Source organism: Georgenia sp. AZ-5 (assembly GCF_043952095.1).
GTDB lineage: Bacteria > Actinomycetota > Actinomycetes > Actinomycetales > Actinomycetaceae > Georgenia.
On the sequence record NZ_JBINOU010000001.1, the window covers coordinates 3,256,119 to 3,271,177 of the forward strand.

A 15,059-nucleotide genomic window follows, 5' to 3' on the forward strand; every position below is an offset into this window, starting at 1 on the left:
TACCCATGGATCTCGCCCTGCTGTGGTTCCTGCTCATCGCGGTCCTGTGGACCGGCTACCTCGTGCTCGAGGGCTTCGACTTCGGCGTCGGCATGCTGCTCAAGCCCTTCGCCCGGGACGAGAGGGAGCGCCGGGTGCTGCTGCGCAGCATCGGCCCGGTGTGGGACGGCAACGAGGTGTGGCTGCTCACCGCGGGCGGGGCGACGTTCGCCGCCTTCCCCGAGTGGTACGCCACGATGTTCTCCGGCATGTATCTGCCGCTGCTGCTCATCCTCCTGGCGCTGATCGTGCGCGTCTGCGCGATCGAGTGGCGCGCGAAGATCAACGACCCCGTGTGGCGGAACCGGTGGGACTGGGCGCACACGGCCGGGGCCTGGGTGCCGGCGGTGCTGTGGGGCGTGGCGTTCGCCAACCTCGTGCAGGGCATGGAGATCGAGGTCGTCGACGGCAACCACCAGCTCACGGGCGGCTTCCTCTCCCTGCTCACCCCCTTCACGCTGCTCGGCGGCGTCATGACGGCGGTGGTGTTCCTCACCCACGGCGCGGTCTTCCTGGCCCTGAAGACCGACGGCGAGGTCCGGATCCGCGCGGGCCGGCTCGCCGAGCGGCTGGCCGGCGCCTCCCTGGTGGTGGCCGGGGGCTGGGCCGTCTGGGGGCAGCTGGCCTACTCGGCCCACGCCTGGACGTGGCTCCCGGTGGGCGTCGCGGCGGCCGCGCTGGCCGGCGTCGTCGTCGCCACCCGGGCGCGGCGCGAGGGCTGGGCCTTCCTGCTCAACGCCGTGGCCATCGTCGCCGCCGTGGTGCTGATCTTCGGCTCGATGTACCCGAACGTGATGCCCTCCTCCATCGCCCCTGCCTTCTCGCTGAGCATCGCCGAGGCGGCCTCCTCCCAGGCCACGCTGCAGGTGATGAGCGTCGTGGCGCTGCTGATCGTGCCGGTCGTGCTCGCCTACCAGGGCTGGACGTACTGGGTGTTCCGCAAGCGCATCTCCACCGCGCACATCGGCGGCCACGAGGGCCTGCTGCCCCAGGAGCCGAGGCCGCTCGAGGCCACGCCGGGGGGCACACTGACCCGGTGAAGCCGCTCGACCCACGCCTGCTGCGCCATGCCCGGGCCGCCCGGCGCTACATCGCCCTGACGGCCGTGACCGGCTTCGTGACGGCGGCACTCGTGGTGGCGCAGGCCCTGATCGTCTCGCGCGCCGTCGCCCCGGTGGTCGAGGGCCGGGCGGGCTGGGCGGACGTCGCCCACCTCGTCGCGCTGCTCGCGGGCGTCGTGGGCGCCCGGTTCGCCGTCCTCGTCGTCCAGGAGGCCTTCGCGCACCGTGCCGCCCGCGACGTCGTCGCGGACCTGCGCGAGCAGGTGCTCACCCGGGCGGTCGCCCACGGCCCGCGATGGCTCGCCGTCGGGCACGGCGCGGAGGTGGTGACGCTAGCGACCCGCGGGCTGGACGACCTCGAGCCCTACTTCGTGCGGTACCTCCCCCAGCTGCTGCTGGCCGCCACGGTCACGCCCGCCTCGCTGGCCGTCGTCCTCGGCCTCGACGTGGTCTCCGCGCTGATCATCGCCGGCACCCTCCCGCTCATACCGGTGTTCATGTGGCTGATCGGCGTGCTGACCCAGAGGTTCGCCGCGGAGAGGCTGCGCACCATGGAGCGCCTCGGCGCCCAGCTGCTCGACCTGCTCGCCGGGCTGGCCACGCTCAAGGCGCTCGGCCGCGAGCGCGGCCCGGGCCGGCGGGTGGGCGAGCTCGGCCGCGCCTACACCCGCACCACCATGAGCACCCTGAAGGTGGCATTCCTCTCCGGCGCGGTGCTCGAGCTCCTCGCCTCCATCTCCGTGGCGCTGGTGGCGGTGGTCATCGGCACCCGGCTGGTCGCCGGCGACCTCGACCTGGCCACCGGCCTGGCCGTGCTCATGCTGGCCCCCGAGATCTACAAGCCGATCCGCGAGGTCGGCGCGCAGTTCCACGCCTCGGCCGACGGCGTCGCCGCCGCCGAGCAGGCGTTCGCGGTCCTCGAGCGGCCGCTGCCCGCCCCCGGCGCCCGGCCCGCCCCTGACCTGCGCCGCACCGACGTCGTGCTGGACGGCGTGGGCGTGGCCGCGCCGGGCCGCGCCACCTGGGCTCCGTGGGACCTGCACGCGCGGCTGCGGCCCGGCCAGGTGCTGGCGCTGGTGGGGCCCTCCGGCGCCGGGAAGACGACGGCGGCCGCGGCCGTCCTCGGCCTCGTGCGCCCCGACGCCGGCGCGGTCCGGCTGGAGCCCGCGGCCGGGGCGGCGGGCGCGGTCCGGCTGGAGCCCGCGGCCGGGGCGGCGGGCGCGGCCGTGGCCCTCGGCGACGTCGAGCCGGCGTCCTGGCACACGCAGGTCGCCTGGGTGCCCCAGCGCCCGGTCATCCTGCCCGGCACGGTGCGGGAGAACGTCCTCGGCGACGCCGCCGCCGACGTGGACGACCGGGTCCGCGCCGCAGCCCGCGCCACCGGGTTCGACGAGGTCCTCGCCGCCCTCCCCGCCGGCTGGGACACCCGCCTGGGACAGGGCGGGGCGGGGCTCTCCGTGGGGCAGCGCCAGCGCCTCGCGCTCACCCGCGCGCTGCTCGGCTCCGAGCAGCTGGTGGTGCTCGACGAGCCTACCGCCCACCTGGACGCCGCCGCCGAGCGGCACGTGCTCGACGCCGTGCGGGCGCTGCGCGCCGCCGGGCGCACGGTGCTGGTCATCGCCCACCGCGCCGCGGTCGTGGCGCTGGCCGACGAGGTGGTCACGGTCGCCTCCGGCCCGGCCACGCCCGCCGAGCTCGCCGCGCCGCCTGCGGAGGTGGCGCTGTCGGCCGAAGACGCCGAGGCGGCGGAGCGTGCCGTTCCCCGCGGCGACGCCGCGGCCGCGGCCACCCGCGCGGGGGCGACCCGATGAGCGCCACCACCACCTCGCGGCCGGCCGCCGCGCCGCCGCGCACCGCCGTCCTGCCCGCCGAGGAGCGGCGGGCCCTGCGCCGCGCCGTGGCCCTCCTGGACCTCGACCGGGCGCGCCTGCTGTGGGCCGTCGTCGCGGGCGCCCTGGGGCTCGGCAGCGCCGTCGCCCTGAGCGCGTGCGCCGCCTGGCTCATCGCCCGGGCCTCGCAGATGCCGCCGATCCTGGAGCTCTCGGTGGCGTCGGTGTCCGTGCGCATGTTCGGCATCTCCCGGGCGCTCATGCGGTACCTGGAGCGGCTCGCCTCCCACGAGGTCGCCCTGCGCGGCATGGCGTCCCTGCGCGAGCGCGTGTACACCACCCTCGCCGACGGCCCGGCCGACGCCGTCGCCGGGCTGCGCCGCGGCGACCTGTTGGCCCGCACCGGCGCCGACGTCGACGCCGTGGGCGACGTCGTCGTGCGGGCGATGCTCCCGGCGGCCGTCGCGGCGGTGGTCGGGGCCGGCTCCGTGGTGCTCGTCGGCTGGCTGCACCCCGGCATCGGCGCGGTCCTCGGAGCCTGCCTGCTGGTTGCGGGCCTTTTGGGGCCGTGGCTGAGCATGCGGGCGGCGCGGCTGTCCGAGCACGCGCAGATCCAGGCACGCGCCGACCTGTCGGACACCGCCCAGACCATGGTCGACGGCGCCGCCGAGCTCACCGTTTCCGGGCGCCTCGGCCGCCTCGTCGGGCACCTGCGCGGCACCGAGGCGGCCCTGGCGCGGGCCAAGGACGCCGCCGCCCGGCCCGCCGCGCTCGCCGCGGGCCTCGACAACCTCGCCATGGGGGTGGCCGTGCTCGGCGCCCTCGTGCTGGGCGTCCCGGCCACCGCCGCCGGCGCGATGGACCAGGTCGAGCTCGCCGTCGTCGTCCTCACCCCGCTGGCGGCGTTCGAGGGCACCGCGCTGCTGGGGCCCGCGGCCGTGCAGCTGGTGCGCTCGGGGGGCTCCGCGGTACGGGTCATGGCGCTGCTCGACGCCGCCGGCTCCCCCGCGATCCCCGCGGCCGCCGGGCGCGCCGCGACTGCCACCCCCGCCGGGCGCGCCGCGACTGCCACCCCCGCCGGGCGCGCCGCGACGGCTCCCCCCGCCGCGGGGCCCCGCCTCAGCGCCCGCGGGCTCGCGGTGGGCTGGCCCGGGGGGCCGGTGGTGGCCGAGGGCATCGACCTGGACGTCGCCCCCGGCCGCGCCGTCGCCGTCGTGGGACCGAGCGGCATCGGCAAGACCACGCTGCTGCTGACCCTCGCCGGGCTGCTGCCGCCGCGTCGCGGCACCGCCGAGCTGGGCGACGCGCCGCTGTGGGGCGCCGACCGCGCCGAGGTCAGCCGGCGGGCGGTGCTCACCGCGGAGGACGCCCACGTCTTCGAGACCACGGTGCTGGAGAACCTGCGCGTGGCGCGCGGCGACGTCACCGAGGAGGAGGCCGCCGTGCTCCTCGGGCGCGCCGGGCTGGGCGGCTGGCTCGCCGGGCTGCCGGAGGGCGTGCACATGATGCTGGGCTCCGACGCCTCCACGGTCTCGGGCGGCGAACGGCGCCGGCTCCTCCTCGCCCGGGCGCTGGCGAGCCCCGCGCCGCTGCTGCTGCTCGACGAGCCGGCCGAGCACCTGGACCCGTCCACCGCGGACCGGCTGGTGAACGATCTGCTCACCGCGGGCCGGGGCGGCGCGGGCCGGGACGCGGCCAGGGACGAAGCCGGCCCGGCCGAGGCGCGCGGCGTCGTGCTGGTCACCCACCGGCTCTCGGCCCTCGCCGCCGCCGACGAGGTCGTCCTGCTCGGCCCCCGCGACACCCCCGCGGCGCCCCGAAGGGAGGACGACGCGGCCGGCGGGTCCGGCGCCGTCGGCGCTCCCGGCGCGGCGGCGCGACCGGCTACGGTGCTGGCGAGGGGCACGCACGCCGAGCTCCTGGCCACCGTGCCGGCCTACCGCTGGGCCGTCGAGCAGGAAGAGCACTGATGAGCGACGAGGAGCCGCAGGCCCCATCCGGGTGCCCGTTCATGGGCGGCGAGGCCCGCGGCGGGGAGGGCCTCCCCCGTTCCTCCGTCGACCGGCCCGCCGGGGGCACGGCGCCCGCGGACGCCGACCCCCGCGGCGGCACTGGCGCCTACACCGCGCAGCCCTCCGACGACGACCCACGCCCCCACCTCGTCGACGCCCGGGCCGGGGACGGCGGGACGGCGAACGGCCGGCACACCATCGCCACCGACACCTCCTCGCTCCTCGGCGCCGCCATCAACCTCGCGTCGTACCTCGACGTGCACGACGCGCTGAAGAGTTTCGTGGACCGGGCCGCGCGCCTGACCGGCGCCCGGTACGCGGCGCTCGGCGTGCTCGACAGCCGCGGCAACACCACGGCGTTCGTCCAGGTGGGCATGAGCGAGGAGGAGCAGCAGATCCTCGGGCACCCCCCGCGCGGGCGGGGCGTCCTGGGCGCCATCCCGGTGGACGGCCCGCTGATCCTCGAGGACCTCGCCCGCCACCCCGGCTTCGGCGGCTTCCCGCCCGGGCACCCGCCGATGCGCACCTTCCTCGGCGTGCCCGTCCGCGTGCGCCAGCAGGTGTTCGGCCGCCTGTACCTGGCCGAGAAGCCCGGCGGGTTCACCGCCCACGACGCCGAGGACATGATGAGCCTGGCGGAGGCCGCGGCCGTGGCCATCGAGAACTCGCGCCTGTACGCCGAGGCCCGCAACCGCGAGCGGTGGGTCTCGGTCAGCCAGGACATCACCACCACCCTCCTCGAGGGCACCGAGGAGGAAGAGGCGCTCGAGATGATCGCCGCCCGGCTGCGCGAGGTCGCCGAGGCCGACACCGCCCTCATCGTGCTGCCCTCGGTCGGGGACGCGTGGGCGTGCGAGATCGCCGACGGGTTCCTCGCCGACACCCTCGTCGGCCTCGTCTTCCCGCCGGACGGGCGGGCCATGACGGTGCTCAAGGAGGGCAGCGGCATGGTGGTCGACTCCCTCACCCGGCTGCGCACGCTGCGGCTGCGCCAGCTCGCGCAGTTCGGGCCCGCGCTGTACGCGCCGATGATGCTGCGCGGCGAGGGCCGCGGCGTCATCCTGCTCCTCCGCAAGATCGGGAGCCCGGAGTTCGACCTCAACGACCTGGGCATGGCCGAGTCGGTGGCCGGGCAGGCCGCGCTGGCCCTGGAGCTGGCCGCGGCGCGGCACGCCCAGGACGTCGCGGCGCTGCTCGACGAGCGCGCCCGCATCGGCCGCGACCTGCACGACCTGGCCATCCAGCAGCTGTTCGCCACCGGCATGCAGCTGGAGTCGGCCCGGGCCGACCTCGCCGCCCGCGGCGAGGGCTCCCTCGCCGGGCTGCTGGAGGACTCCCTGGGGAGCGTGGACGAGGCGGTCAAGCAGATCCGCGCCATCGTCCACTCGCTGCGCGAGCCGGACACCGCCGTCGTGCTGGTCGAGCGGCTGCGCCGCGAGGCGTCCCTGGCGCGCACCGGGCTCGGCTTCGCCCCGTCGCTGGTCATCGACGTGGACGGCGCCGTGCTCGCCGACGACGACGAGGGCGACCTGGTGGACACCATCGACAACCGGGTCGACGCCGACGTCGCCGACGACGTCGTGGCCGTGGTCCGGGAGGGCCTGTCCAACGCCGCGCGCCACGCGAAGGCGTCCTCGGTGCAGGTGCGGGTCAGCGTGCTCGGCTACGGGCCCACCGGCCGGGTCGTCGTGGACGTCGAGGACGACGGCACCGGCGTGGACCCGTCGGTCACCCGCCGCTCGGGCCTGGCCAACCTCGCCGCGCGCGCCCGCCGCCACGGCGGGACGTACTCCGTGGGCGCGACCGAGCGCGGCCGGGGCACCCTGGTGAGCTGGCAGGTGCCGCTGAGCTGAACGCCCGGGGCGCCGGCCGGCCGCGTCAGCTGCGCCAGCCGGCGGCGCGCTGGCCGGCGACCCACGCGGCGACCTGGGTGCGCCGCTGCAGGCCCATCTTGCTCAGCAGGGCCGTGATGTGGTTCTTCACCGTCTTCTCGGCGACGCCGAGCCGCTCGCCGATCTCCCGGTTGGACAGCCCGTCCCCGACGAGCTCGAGCACCCTGCGCTCCGACGGCGTCAGGTCCGCCGTGGGGTCGTCGTGGTCGGCGCGGCGGCGCGTCACGGTGCGCTTGTCCAGCAGCGTGCGGCCGGAGGCGACCGCCTTCACGACGTCCGCGATCTCCGCGCCGCGCACGGTCTTGAGGAGGTAGGCCTTCGCGCCGGCGTTGAGGGCCGCGGCGAGGGCGTCGTCGTCGTCGAAGGACGTCAGCACGATCGGGCGGGCGTCCGGGACCTTCTCGCGCAGGGTGGAGATGATGTCGATGCCGGTGCCGTCCGGCAGCTGCAGGTCCACCAGGATGACCTCGGGACGCACGAGCTCCGCGCGGCGCACGGCGTCGGCCACGGAGCCCGCCTCGGCGACGACGGAGAGCCCGTCCGCACGGTCGACGATCTCCGCGATCCCGCGACGCACGACCTCGTGGTCGTCGACGATCATCACGCGGATGTCGCGTGCGGGCTGCTGTTCGTACGGCACGGGCCGAGCCTATCGAAGGTGACGACGGCGGCGGAGTCAGCGGTGCCGGGCCTTTCCCGGCATCTCGGACGCGAGGGTCCGTCGCGTGGGCGCGTGCTCAGCGCGGCGGGCGCCGCTGGCAGCGCGGGCACGAGAACGACCCGCGGTTCATGAACTGCTCCCGCCGCACCGGCGTGCCGCACCGCGGGCAGGGCGCCCCGGCGCGCCCGTAGACGGCGAGCGACCGGGCGAAGAACCCGGCGGCGCCGTCGACGTCCACGTACAGCGCGTCGAAGCTCGTGCCGCCGGCCGCCAGCGCGTCGCGCATGACCTCGGCGGCGGCGTCGAAGAGGGCGTCGAGCGTGGCGGGGCGGAGCCGGTCGGTGCGCCGGGCACCGTGGAGGCGGGCGCGCCACAGCGCCTCGTCCGCGTAGATGTTCCCGACACCGGAGACGAGGCCCTGGTCCAGCAGGGCCCGCTTGACCTCCGTGCGGCGGGCGCGGGTGCGGCGCACCAGGGCCCGCCGGTCGAGGGCCGGGTCCAGCAGGTCCCGCGCGATGTGCGCGATCGGCTCGGGCAGGACGGGCGCCGGCGAGCCGTGCCCGCCGGGGGCGCCGTCGTCGGTGGGCACCGTGCTCACGGCCATGACGTGGCCGAACGTGCGCTGGTCGACGAACCACAGCTCCGCGCCGTCCGTGAACCGCAGGCGCACCCGCAGGTGGGCGGTGGCGGCGGGGACGGCGCGCACGATCGTGGGCGGCAGCGTGGCGGTGAGGTCCACCGGGCGCTCCCCCGGCGCGGCGAGGAACGCGGCAGCCGCCGGGTCGGCCGGCGTGGCCCGCCGGGCGCCGTCGGGCTCCTGCACGAGCAGCTGCCCGCTCATGCCCAGGTGGGCCAGCAGCGCCTCCTCCGGCGGCGCGGCGGCGTCGGCGCCCACGGTGAGCCAGAGGTACTTGCCGCGCCGCGCGGCGGCCGTGACGGTCTGGCCGCGCAGCCGGCCGGCGAGCTCGGCGGCGCCGCCTGGCTGCCGGCGCACGCTGCGCGGGTGGAGCACCTCCACGTCCGCCATGGTGCGCCCGACGACGCGTGACTCCAGGCCCGCGCGGACGGTCTCGACCTCCGGGAGCTCGGGCATCAGCTGCCCGCGTGCGCCGGGGTCATACGGCGGCGCCCACGTCGCCGGCGTCGAGCCGGGCGTAGGCGTTCTCGGCGGCGTTCTGCTCCGCCAGCTTCTTCGACGAGCCCACGCCGCTGCCGGCCTCGATGCCGTCGAAGGACACGACGGCGGTGAAGGTGCGGGCGTGGTCCGGCCCGGTGCCCGTCACCGTGTAGACGGGGCTGCCCAGGCTGCGGGCGGCGGCGAGCTCCTGCAGGGACGTCTTCCAGTCCAGGCCCGCGCCCAGGTGCTCGGCCTGCCCAAGCAGGTGACCGACGAGCCGCTCCACCATGGCGCGGGTGGGCTCGAGCCCGTGGCCCAGGTACGTGGCGCCGATGAGGGCCTCGACCGTGTCCGAGAGGATGGAGTCCTTCTCCCGCCCGCCGGTGACGAGCTCGCCGCGGCCCAGCAGGATGAAGGCGCCGAGGCCCAGGTCGCGCGCCACCTGCGCGAGCGCGCGCTGGCTGACGGTGGCCGCGCGCATGCGGGCCAGGTCGCCCTCGGGGACGCCGGGGTTGTTGCGGTAGAGGTACTCGGTGACGATGAGCCCCAGGACCGAGTCGCCCAGGAACTCCAGCCGCTCGTTGGTGGGGATGCCCCCGGCCTCGTGGGCGAAGGACCGGTGGGTCAGGGCGAGCACCAGCAGCTCGGGGTCGACCGTGACGCCCAGCGCCTCCTCGAGGCTCTCGACGTCCTGACGGGCGGGCGCCTCCACCGCGTCGACCCTGCTGCGCTTCCTGCTCATCCTCGCTCCTGTTCTCCGCTCCCCCGCCGCCGGGCTTGTTCGGGCCGCCGGCCTAGTTCGGGCTGCCGGCGCCGCCCTCGAGCTCGCCGGGGAAGAGCGACCCCAGGGCCGACCAGCGCGGGTCGAGCTGCTCGTGGTGGTGGCCGGGCTCGGCGTCGTCCAGACGGACGCCGCACTCCGGGCACAGGCCCGGGCAGTCCGGGCGGCACAGCGGCTGGAAGGGCAGCGAGAGCACCAGCGCGTCGCGCAGGGTCGGCTCGAGGTCGAGCAGCTCCCCGGAGAGCTCGGGCACGTCCTCGGCCTCCTCGTCGCCGTCCTCCGCCAGCTTCTGGCGCTTCCCGGCGTAGTAGTACAGCTCCGAGACGGCGACGGTGGTCTCGGAGTGGATGTCACGCAGGCAGCGCACGCACTCCCCGTGGAGCGCCGCGGTCACGTTGCCGGTGACCAGCACGCCCTCGGAGACGGCCTGCAGGCTCAGGTCCAGCGCGAGGTCGGAGTGCTCGGGGACGCCGATGACCTCGGTGCCGAGACCGGCGGGGGCGGGGACGGTGCGCTCGACCTCGCGCATCTCCCCCGCGCGGCGGCCGAGCTCGTGCGTGCTGAGCACGAGCGGGGATCGCGCGTCCATGTTGCTCCTCGGGGTGCTGGGGCGCTCCGCCTCGGCGGGGCCCCGGGTGGTCCGGACCAGCCCTCGATCCTACCCGTGCCGCCCGGCGGCGGCCCACGGCCAGGCGGGACCCCGCGGTCCGGACCCGCGGCGGCCGTGCCCCGCCGGCGCTACGCGGGCTGCTCGGCGGTCCGGCCGGACCTGGCGGCGAGCGCCTCCCGCCCGGCCCGCACCTGGCTGCCGATCGCCCCGAGGTCGATCTCGAACTGGGCGAGCTGGCGGTCGCAGTAGTCGTTGGCGTCCGCGGCGAGCTTGGCGGCCCTCGCCTCGGCCTCCGCGACGATCCGCGCGGCGCGCTCCTCGGCCAGCCGGACCACGCGCTCGGCGGCGACGAGCTCTTCCGCCCGGATCTCGGCCTCGGCGACGATCCTCTCGGCACGGGCCTTGGCGCGCTCCAGGACGGCGTCGGCGTCGGCGACGATGTCGTCGGCGGCGTGGATCTCCTCCGGCACCACCGCACGGGCGGCGTCGAGCAGGTCCAGCGCCTCGGCCTTGTTGACCAGCACCGAGGCGGACATGGGCATGGCACGCGCGCTGTCGAGCATGTCGGTCAGCTCGTCGAGGATCGAGATCAGCGACGCTCCGTCGCCGGCGGGGCGCGTGGCACTCATCGGTCATCTCCTGCTGGCTCGGCTGTCGGGGTGAAGACTTCGCGGAGGGCGGCGGCGACGGCGGGCGGCACGAGGTCGTCGACCTGGCCGCCGTGGCTGACCACGTCCTTTACCAGGGACGACGCGACGTGCCCGAGACCGGGGTCGCCCATGACGAACACCGTCTCGATGCCCGCGAGGTGCCGGTTCATCAGCGCCATGGACTGCTCGGCGTCGAAGTCGGCGGCGCCGCGCAGCCCCTTGACGATGGCCGCCGCGCCCACGTCGGCGCAGTACCGCGCGAGGAGGCCCGGCACCAGCGCCACCCGCACCCCGTCGACGCCGGCGAGCGCCTCGCGGGCGAGCTCGACGCGCCGCTCCGGGGAGAACAGGTAACGCTTGGCGGGGTTGTGCGCGACGGCGACGACGACCTCGTCGAACATCGCCCGGGCGCGCCGCACCACGTCGACGTGGCCGAGCGTGATCGGGTCGTAGGAGCCGGGGCACACCGCCAGGCTCATGCCGCTCCTCCGTGGTTGCCCATGGGCGCCACGTTAGCCCCGGTGGGGGCCAGGCTCGGCGAACCACACGGCGGTGTCGCCGTACCTGCGGTCGCCGATGCGCCGCAGCCCCGCCGGCCAGCTGGGCTCCGGGCTGCGGCGCGCGCGCTCGACCACCACCACGGCGTCCGGGCCCAGCCACGGCGTCCAGCCCGGCGCCGGGGACGATCCTCCTGCCGCGCCGCCGGCCCCGTCCGCGGCAGGGGCGGGCGCGCCGTCGGCGCCGGGCCCGCCGTCCCCGGCGAGCAGCCCGAGCACCCCGGCGAGCTCGGCCTCGCCGACGTCGTAGGGCGGGTCGAGCAGCACCAGGTCGGCCGGCGCCGCGCCGGCGGCGGGGAACCCCGCGAGGTACGTCTGGACCTTGGCGGCGACCACGTCCACGTGCCCGCCCAGCCCCAGCGCGGCCGCGTTGCGGCGGCACAGCTGGGCGGCCGCCTTGGCGGCCTCCACGAGCGTGACGTGCTCGGCGCCGCGCGAGGCCGCCTCCAGGCCCAGGGCGCCGGAGCCGGCGTAGAGGTCGATGACGCGGGCGCCGTCGACGACGCCCAGGTGCTCGAGCCGGGAGAACAGCGCCTCCCGGACGCGCTCGGACGTCGGCCGCGTGCCGCTGCGGGGCACGCTCAGCGTCCGGCCGCCCGCGATCCCGGCGACGATCCTGGTCATGGCCCCAGCGTAAGGCGGCGCGAGGACGGCGCCGCCACCACGGCGCCGTCCGGTCCGGCGGCAGGGCCGCACCGCCGATGGCAGGGCCCCGAAGCCCTGGTCAGTGGGAAGGATCTGTCAGGCATTGGGCCTGTTGCGAAATGGCGTGGCTCCGCAGCTCGGGGCTCGGTGTCTTCGAGAATGGGGTATGGCGAGGGGGTACCGGCCGGTCGATCGGGATCAGCAGTACTTGTTGCCTCCGGATATGCGGGAGTGGTTGCCGCCGGGGCATCTGGTGTGGTTCGTGATCTCGGTGATCGATTCATTGGACATCAGCGAATTCGAGGCCGGGTCCCGGCTCGGCGGGGTGGGCCGGGCGGGGTACGCGCCTCGGATGCTCCTGACGGTGCTGGTTTATGGCTACGCGATGGGGGTCAAGTCTTCTCGGCAGATTGAGCGGTTGTGCCGCAGCGACGTCGCTTTCCGGATTGCGTGTGCCCAGGACGTGCCCGATCACACCACGTTGTCCCGGTTCCGCAAGGACCGGGAGGATGCCGTGAGGGGGTTGTTCACCCAGGTCCTCCAGCTGTGCGGGAAGGCCGGTCTGGCCAAGCTCGGTACCGTCGCGATTGACGGGACGAAGATCGCCGCGAACGCCTCGGACTACGCGTTGCGAAGTGAGAAGTGGTTGCGTGAGGAGGTCGAGAAGATCTTGGCCGAGGCGGAGCAGGTTGACGCCCGCGAGGACGCCCTCTTCGGTGATGCGCTCGGCGACGAGCTGCCCGCCGACCTCGCGGACCCGGTGACTCGGCAGGATCGGATCAAGAAGGCGCTGGCAGATATCGAGGCCGAGAAGTCGGCGAAGGTGGCCGAGCGCAGCGAGAAGGACAAGGCCAAGGCTCAGGCGTGGGTGAAGATGATGTCGGACCCCACCCTGCCTAGTTCGGAACGGGAGCATCCGGGCCGCGCGCCGCGGGGTGTCGATCCGGTGGTGGTGGCGCAAATGCGGCTCGACCGGGCGGTGGCGGCCCATCAGCAGAAGCTCGATAGCTGGGAGCGGCGCAAGGCTCAGGCCGCCGCCCTGGGCCGCAAGCCCAGCGGCCGGGCCCCGGTGAGCATGGAGGCGTGCGTCCGGGTCGCCAGGGCGCGTGAGGCGCTGGAACGGGCGAAGGAACGCGCCGCTGCCGGGCCGCCCCCACGGGAGAGGCCGGGTGGGAACGCGAAGGAGTGGTTTCGGAACATCACCGATCCCGACGCCAGGTCCATGGCGACCCGCAAGGGTTGGGTTCAGGGGTACAACGCTCAGCTCGCCGTAAGCCAGGACCAGGTCATCCTCGTCGCCGATGTCGTGCAGAACCCTGCCGACAACGTCGCGTTCGTCCCGATGCTCACCGAGTTGGACGATGCCGTCCGTGTGCTCACCGCCTGCGGGAGCAGTCAGACAGAAGTAGGCGTGGTGCTGGCAGACGCTGGCTACCGCAGCGTGGAGAACGTCACCGTGCCCGGGCCGGCGCGCCTGATCGCGACCGGCCAGGGCCGCGACGACGCACGCCGCGCTCGACAGGAGCCGACCAGCGGACCACCACCGGAGGGGGCGGATCCGTTAGAAGCCATGGACCACCGCCTGCGCACCCCAGAGGGCCGCGAGCTGTACCGGCAACGCGCGCCGATGGTCGAGGGCACGAACGGCCAGCTCAAAGACGTCATTGGGCTCAGACGCTTCTCCCGCCGCGGGCTCCGAGCGGTGCGTAGTGACCTCGATTTCGCCGCGACCGTTCATAACATCCTCAAGCTGTTCAGGGCAGCACCCGCAATGGCCTGAATGGGCCACCGGGGGGCCGGCGCGGACTGCCCCCGGAGCCCTCTTCGAGCGGCCGAGCGGCCGCCCCGCGGCCTAGTAACGCCCTACCGCCGCCGAAACACGGTTCTGAGGCCAGCTCTAACCGCAGCACCTCGCCACAAACGACAGTGCACGCCAGCAAAGCGCGTCACGCCCCCTTGCCTGACAGATCCTCCCCACTGAGAGCCTTGCCCGTGGAGTCCGCCCTCGGGGAGGCACCGTGGGCAATGCGGCGGTCTCCCGCCGACAGCGCACCCGGCGCCCGCTGTGTCTGCCCACCCGGCTCCGGCCGGCGCGGTCCCCGCGTGTGCGCAGGCTCTCCACCGTCGGCGGGTGCCGCCGCGAGGCCCGCGGACGTACGGTGGAGATCGCGTGTACCGCCGTCCGGAAGACGGCTTCCTTCTCCCGAGGAGCCCCATGTCCGTCCCCCTCTCCGTCCTCGACCTCGCCACCGTCAACGGCTCGGTCGCCGACTCCTTCGCCGCGAGCGTCGAGCTCGCCCAGCACGCCGAGGCCTGGGGGTACCGGCGCTACTGGTTCGCCGAGCACCACAACATGCCGACGATCGCGTCGTCCGCCACCAGCGTCCTGGTCGGGCACATCGCCGGGCGCACCAGCCGGATCCGCGTGGGCGCCGGCGGCATCATGCTGCCCAACCACTCCCCGCTGGTCATCGCCGAGCAGTTCGGCACGCTGGCCACGCTCTACCCCGGCCGGATCGACCTGGGCCTGGGCCGCGCGCCCGGTGGCGACCAGAACGTCATCCGCGCGCTCCGGCGCGACCTTTCCTCCTCCGACCAGTTCCCGCAGGACGTCGTGGAGCTGCAGGCGCTGCTCGGCCCGTCCGCGCCCAACCAGCTCGTCCGGGCGATCCCGGGCGAAGGCACCCGGGTGCCGCTGTACATCCTCGGGTCCTCGCTGTTCGGCGCGAAGCTGGCGGCCGCGCTCGGCCTCCCCTACTCCTTCGCCTCGCACTTCGCCCCCGCCGCGCTGGAGGAGGCCGTCCGGGCGTACCGCAGCGGCTACCAGCCGTCCCAGGAGCACCCCGAGCCGTACGTCATCGCGGCGATGAACGTCTTCGCCGCGGACACCGACGACGTGGCGCGGGCCATGTTCACCGCCACGCTGCGCGAGCGGGTGAAGCTGTTCCTCCGGCCCGGGGTGACGCTCGGGGAAGGGGACGCCGACGCCGTCCTCGCCTCCCCGGCGGGCCAGCAGGTGCGCCAGATGCTGCACTACTCCGCCGTGGGCTCGCCCGCCGTCGTCAAGGAGCAGGTCGAGGACTTCGTGCGGCACGCCGACGCCGACGAGCTGATCGTCGTCACCAACGCCGAGCCGGCGGCGCGCCTGCGGTCCTACGAGCTGCTCGCGGACGCCTGGGGCCTCACCGGCTGAGCGCCGCCCCCT

Annotated in this window: 13 protein-coding genes; 6 read left to right on the top strand and 7 right to left on the bottom strand. The window is 75.4% G+C overall.

Annotated features, from left to right (window positions below):
* Nucleotides 1–5 precede the first annotated feature (5 nt).
* Genes cydB through ACF0H8_RS15300 form a run of 4 tightly spaced genes read left to right on the top strand, consistent with a single transcriptional unit; the run spans nucleotide 6 to nucleotide 6,794 of the window.
* Nucleotides 6–1,079: a cytochrome d ubiquinol oxidase subunit II gene (gene cydB / locus ACF0H8_RS15285; RefSeq protein ID WP_395289748.1), complete on the top strand. Its 1,074-nt coding sequence runs from the start codon at nucleotides 6–8 to the stop codon at nucleotides 1,077–1,079.
* A complete protein-coding gene (cydD, locus tag ACF0H8_RS15290) occupies nucleotides 1,076–2,911 on the top strand; it encodes a thiol reductant ABC exporter subunit CydD (RefSeq protein ID WP_395289749.1) in 1,836 nt (611 codons plus the stop codon). Before cydB ends, cydD begins: the two co-directional genes overlap by 4 nt.
* Nucleotides 2,908–4,899 carry a thiol reductant ABC exporter subunit CydC gene (gene cydC, locus ACF0H8_RS15295; RefSeq protein ID WP_395289750.1) on the top strand — a complete coding sequence of 664 codons (1,992 nt, stop codon included), beginning with the start codon at nucleotides 2,908–2,910 and terminating at the stop codon, nucleotides 4,897–4,899. The genes cydD and cydC overlap by 4 nt, the downstream gene beginning before the upstream one ends.
* Nucleotides 4,899–6,794 carry a GAF domain-containing sensor histidine kinase gene (locus tag ACF0H8_RS15300; protein ID WP_395289751.1) on the top strand — a complete coding sequence of 632 codons (1,896 nt, stop codon included), beginning with the start codon at nucleotides 4,899–4,901 and terminating at the stop codon, nucleotides 6,792–6,794. Before cydC ends, ACF0H8_RS15300 begins: the two co-directional genes overlap by 1 nt.
* A 25-nt stretch (nucleotides 6,795–6,819) precedes the next feature.
* Here ACF0H8_RS15300 and ACF0H8_RS15305 read toward each other — a convergent pair whose 3' ends face one another.
* From ACF0H8_RS15305 to rsmD, 7 genes are all read right to left on the bottom strand, one after another.
* On the bottom strand, nucleotides 6,820–7,434 hold the full coding sequence (locus tag ACF0H8_RS15305) for a response regulator (RefSeq protein ID WP_395290904.1): 615 nt from the start codon (nucleotides 7,432–7,434) through the stop codon (nucleotides 6,820–6,822).
* A 136-nt stretch (nucleotides 7,435–7,570) separates the two neighbouring features.
* Nucleotides 7,571–8,587 carry a bifunctional DNA-formamidopyrimidine glycosylase/DNA-(apurinic or apyrimidinic site) lyase gene (gene mutM / locus ACF0H8_RS15310; protein ID WP_395289752.1) on the bottom strand — a complete coding sequence of 339 codons (1,017 nt, stop codon included), beginning with the start codon at nucleotides 8,585–8,587 and terminating at the stop codon, nucleotides 7,571–7,573.
* Between the two features lie 22 nt (nucleotides 8,588–8,609).
* A complete protein-coding gene (rnc, locus tag ACF0H8_RS15315) occupies nucleotides 8,610–9,353 on the bottom strand; it encodes a ribonuclease III (protein WP_395289753.1) in 744 nt (247 codons plus the stop codon).
* Between the two features lie 52 nt (nucleotides 9,354–9,405).
* Complete coding sequence (locus ACF0H8_RS15320; protein ID WP_395289754.1) at nucleotides 9,406–9,981, bottom strand: YceD family protein; 576 nt, start codon at nucleotides 9,979–9,981, stop codon at nucleotides 9,406–9,408.
* A 149-nt stretch (nucleotides 9,982–10,130) separates the two neighbouring features.
* Nucleotides 10,131–10,631, bottom strand: a complete 501-nt coding sequence (locus ACF0H8_RS15325) for a hypothetical protein (RefSeq protein WP_395289755.1) — start codon at nucleotides 10,629–10,631, stop codon at nucleotides 10,131–10,133.
* Complete coding sequence (coaD, locus tag ACF0H8_RS15330; protein WP_395289756.1) at nucleotides 10,628–11,131, bottom strand: pantetheine-phosphate adenylyltransferase; 504 nt, start codon at nucleotides 11,129–11,131, stop codon at nucleotides 10,628–10,630. Before coaD ends, ACF0H8_RS15325 begins: the two co-directional genes overlap by 4 nt.
* A gap of 33 nt (nucleotides 11,132–11,164) precedes the next feature.
* The gene (gene rsmD, locus ACF0H8_RS15335) at nucleotides 11,165–11,833 is read right to left on the bottom strand and encodes a 16S rRNA (guanine(966)-N(2))-methyltransferase RsmD (protein WP_395289757.1); all 669 of its coding nucleotides are present in this window, start codon (nucleotides 11,831–11,833) and stop codon (nucleotides 11,165–11,167) included.
* A 187-nt stretch (nucleotides 11,834–12,020) separates the two neighbouring features.
* Here rsmD and ACF0H8_RS15340 point away from each other — a divergent pair, with 187 nt between their 5' ends.
* Nucleotides 12,021–13,634, top strand: a complete 1,614-nt coding sequence (locus ACF0H8_RS15340; protein ID WP_395289758.1) for a transposase — start codon at nucleotides 12,021–12,023, stop codon at nucleotides 13,632–13,634.
* 435 nt (nucleotides 13,635–14,069) lie between these two features.
* Nucleotides 14,070–15,047, top strand: coding sequence for an LLM class flavin-dependent oxidoreductase (locus tag ACF0H8_RS15345; protein WP_395289759.1), 978 nt, complete (start codon nucleotides 14,070–14,072; stop codon nucleotides 15,045–15,047).
* Nucleotides 15,048–15,059: the final 12 nt, after the last annotated feature.

Excerpts from the sequence above, each read along its gene's own strand:
- ACF0H8_RS15305 (WP_395290904.1), bottom strand. The coding sequence starts at position 7,434 with ATGATCGTCGACGACCACGAGGTCGTGCGTCGCGGGATCGCGGAGATC.
- ACF0H8_RS15345 (WP_395289759.1), top strand. The coding sequence starts at position 14,070 with ATGTCCGTCCCCCTCTCCGTCCTCGACCTCGCCACCGTCAACGGCTCG.
- rnc (WP_395289753.1), bottom strand. The coding sequence starts at position 9,353 with ATGAGCAGGAAGCGCAGCAGGGTCGACGCGGTGGAGGCGCCCGCCCGT.
- cydC (WP_395289750.1), top strand. The coding sequence starts at position 2,908 with ATGAGCGCCACCACCACCTCGCGGCCGGCCGCCGCGCCGCCGCGCACC.
- coaD (WP_395289756.1), bottom strand. The coding sequence starts at position 11,131 with ATGAGCCTGGCGGTGTGCCCCGGCTCCTACGACCCGATCACGCTCGGC.
- ACF0H8_RS15325 (WP_395289755.1), bottom strand. The coding sequence starts at position 10,631 with ATGAGTGCCACGCGCCCCGCCGGCGACGGAGCGTCGCTGATCTCGATC.
- rsmD (WP_395289757.1), bottom strand. The coding sequence starts at position 11,833 with ATGACCAGGATCGTCGCCGGGATCGCGGGCGGCCGGACGCTGAGCGTG.
- ACF0H8_RS15340 (WP_395289758.1), top strand. The coding sequence starts at position 12,021 with ATGGCGAGGGGGTACCGGCCGGTCGATCGGGATCAGCAGTACTTGTTG.
- cydB (WP_395289748.1), top strand. The coding sequence starts at position 6 with ATGGATCTCGCCCTGCTGTGGTTCCTGCTCATCGCGGTCCTGTGGACC.
- mutM (WP_395289752.1), bottom strand. The coding sequence starts at position 8,587 with ATGCCCGAGCTCCCGGAGGTCGAGACCGTCCGCGCGGGCCTGGAGTCA.
- ACF0H8_RS15320 (WP_395289754.1), bottom strand. The coding sequence starts at position 9,981 with ATGGACGCGCGATCCCCGCTCGTGCTCAGCACGCACGAGCTCGGCCGC.
- ACF0H8_RS15300 (WP_395289751.1), top strand. The coding sequence starts at position 4,899 with ATGAGCGACGAGGAGCCGCAGGCCCCATCCGGGTGCCCGTTCATGGGC.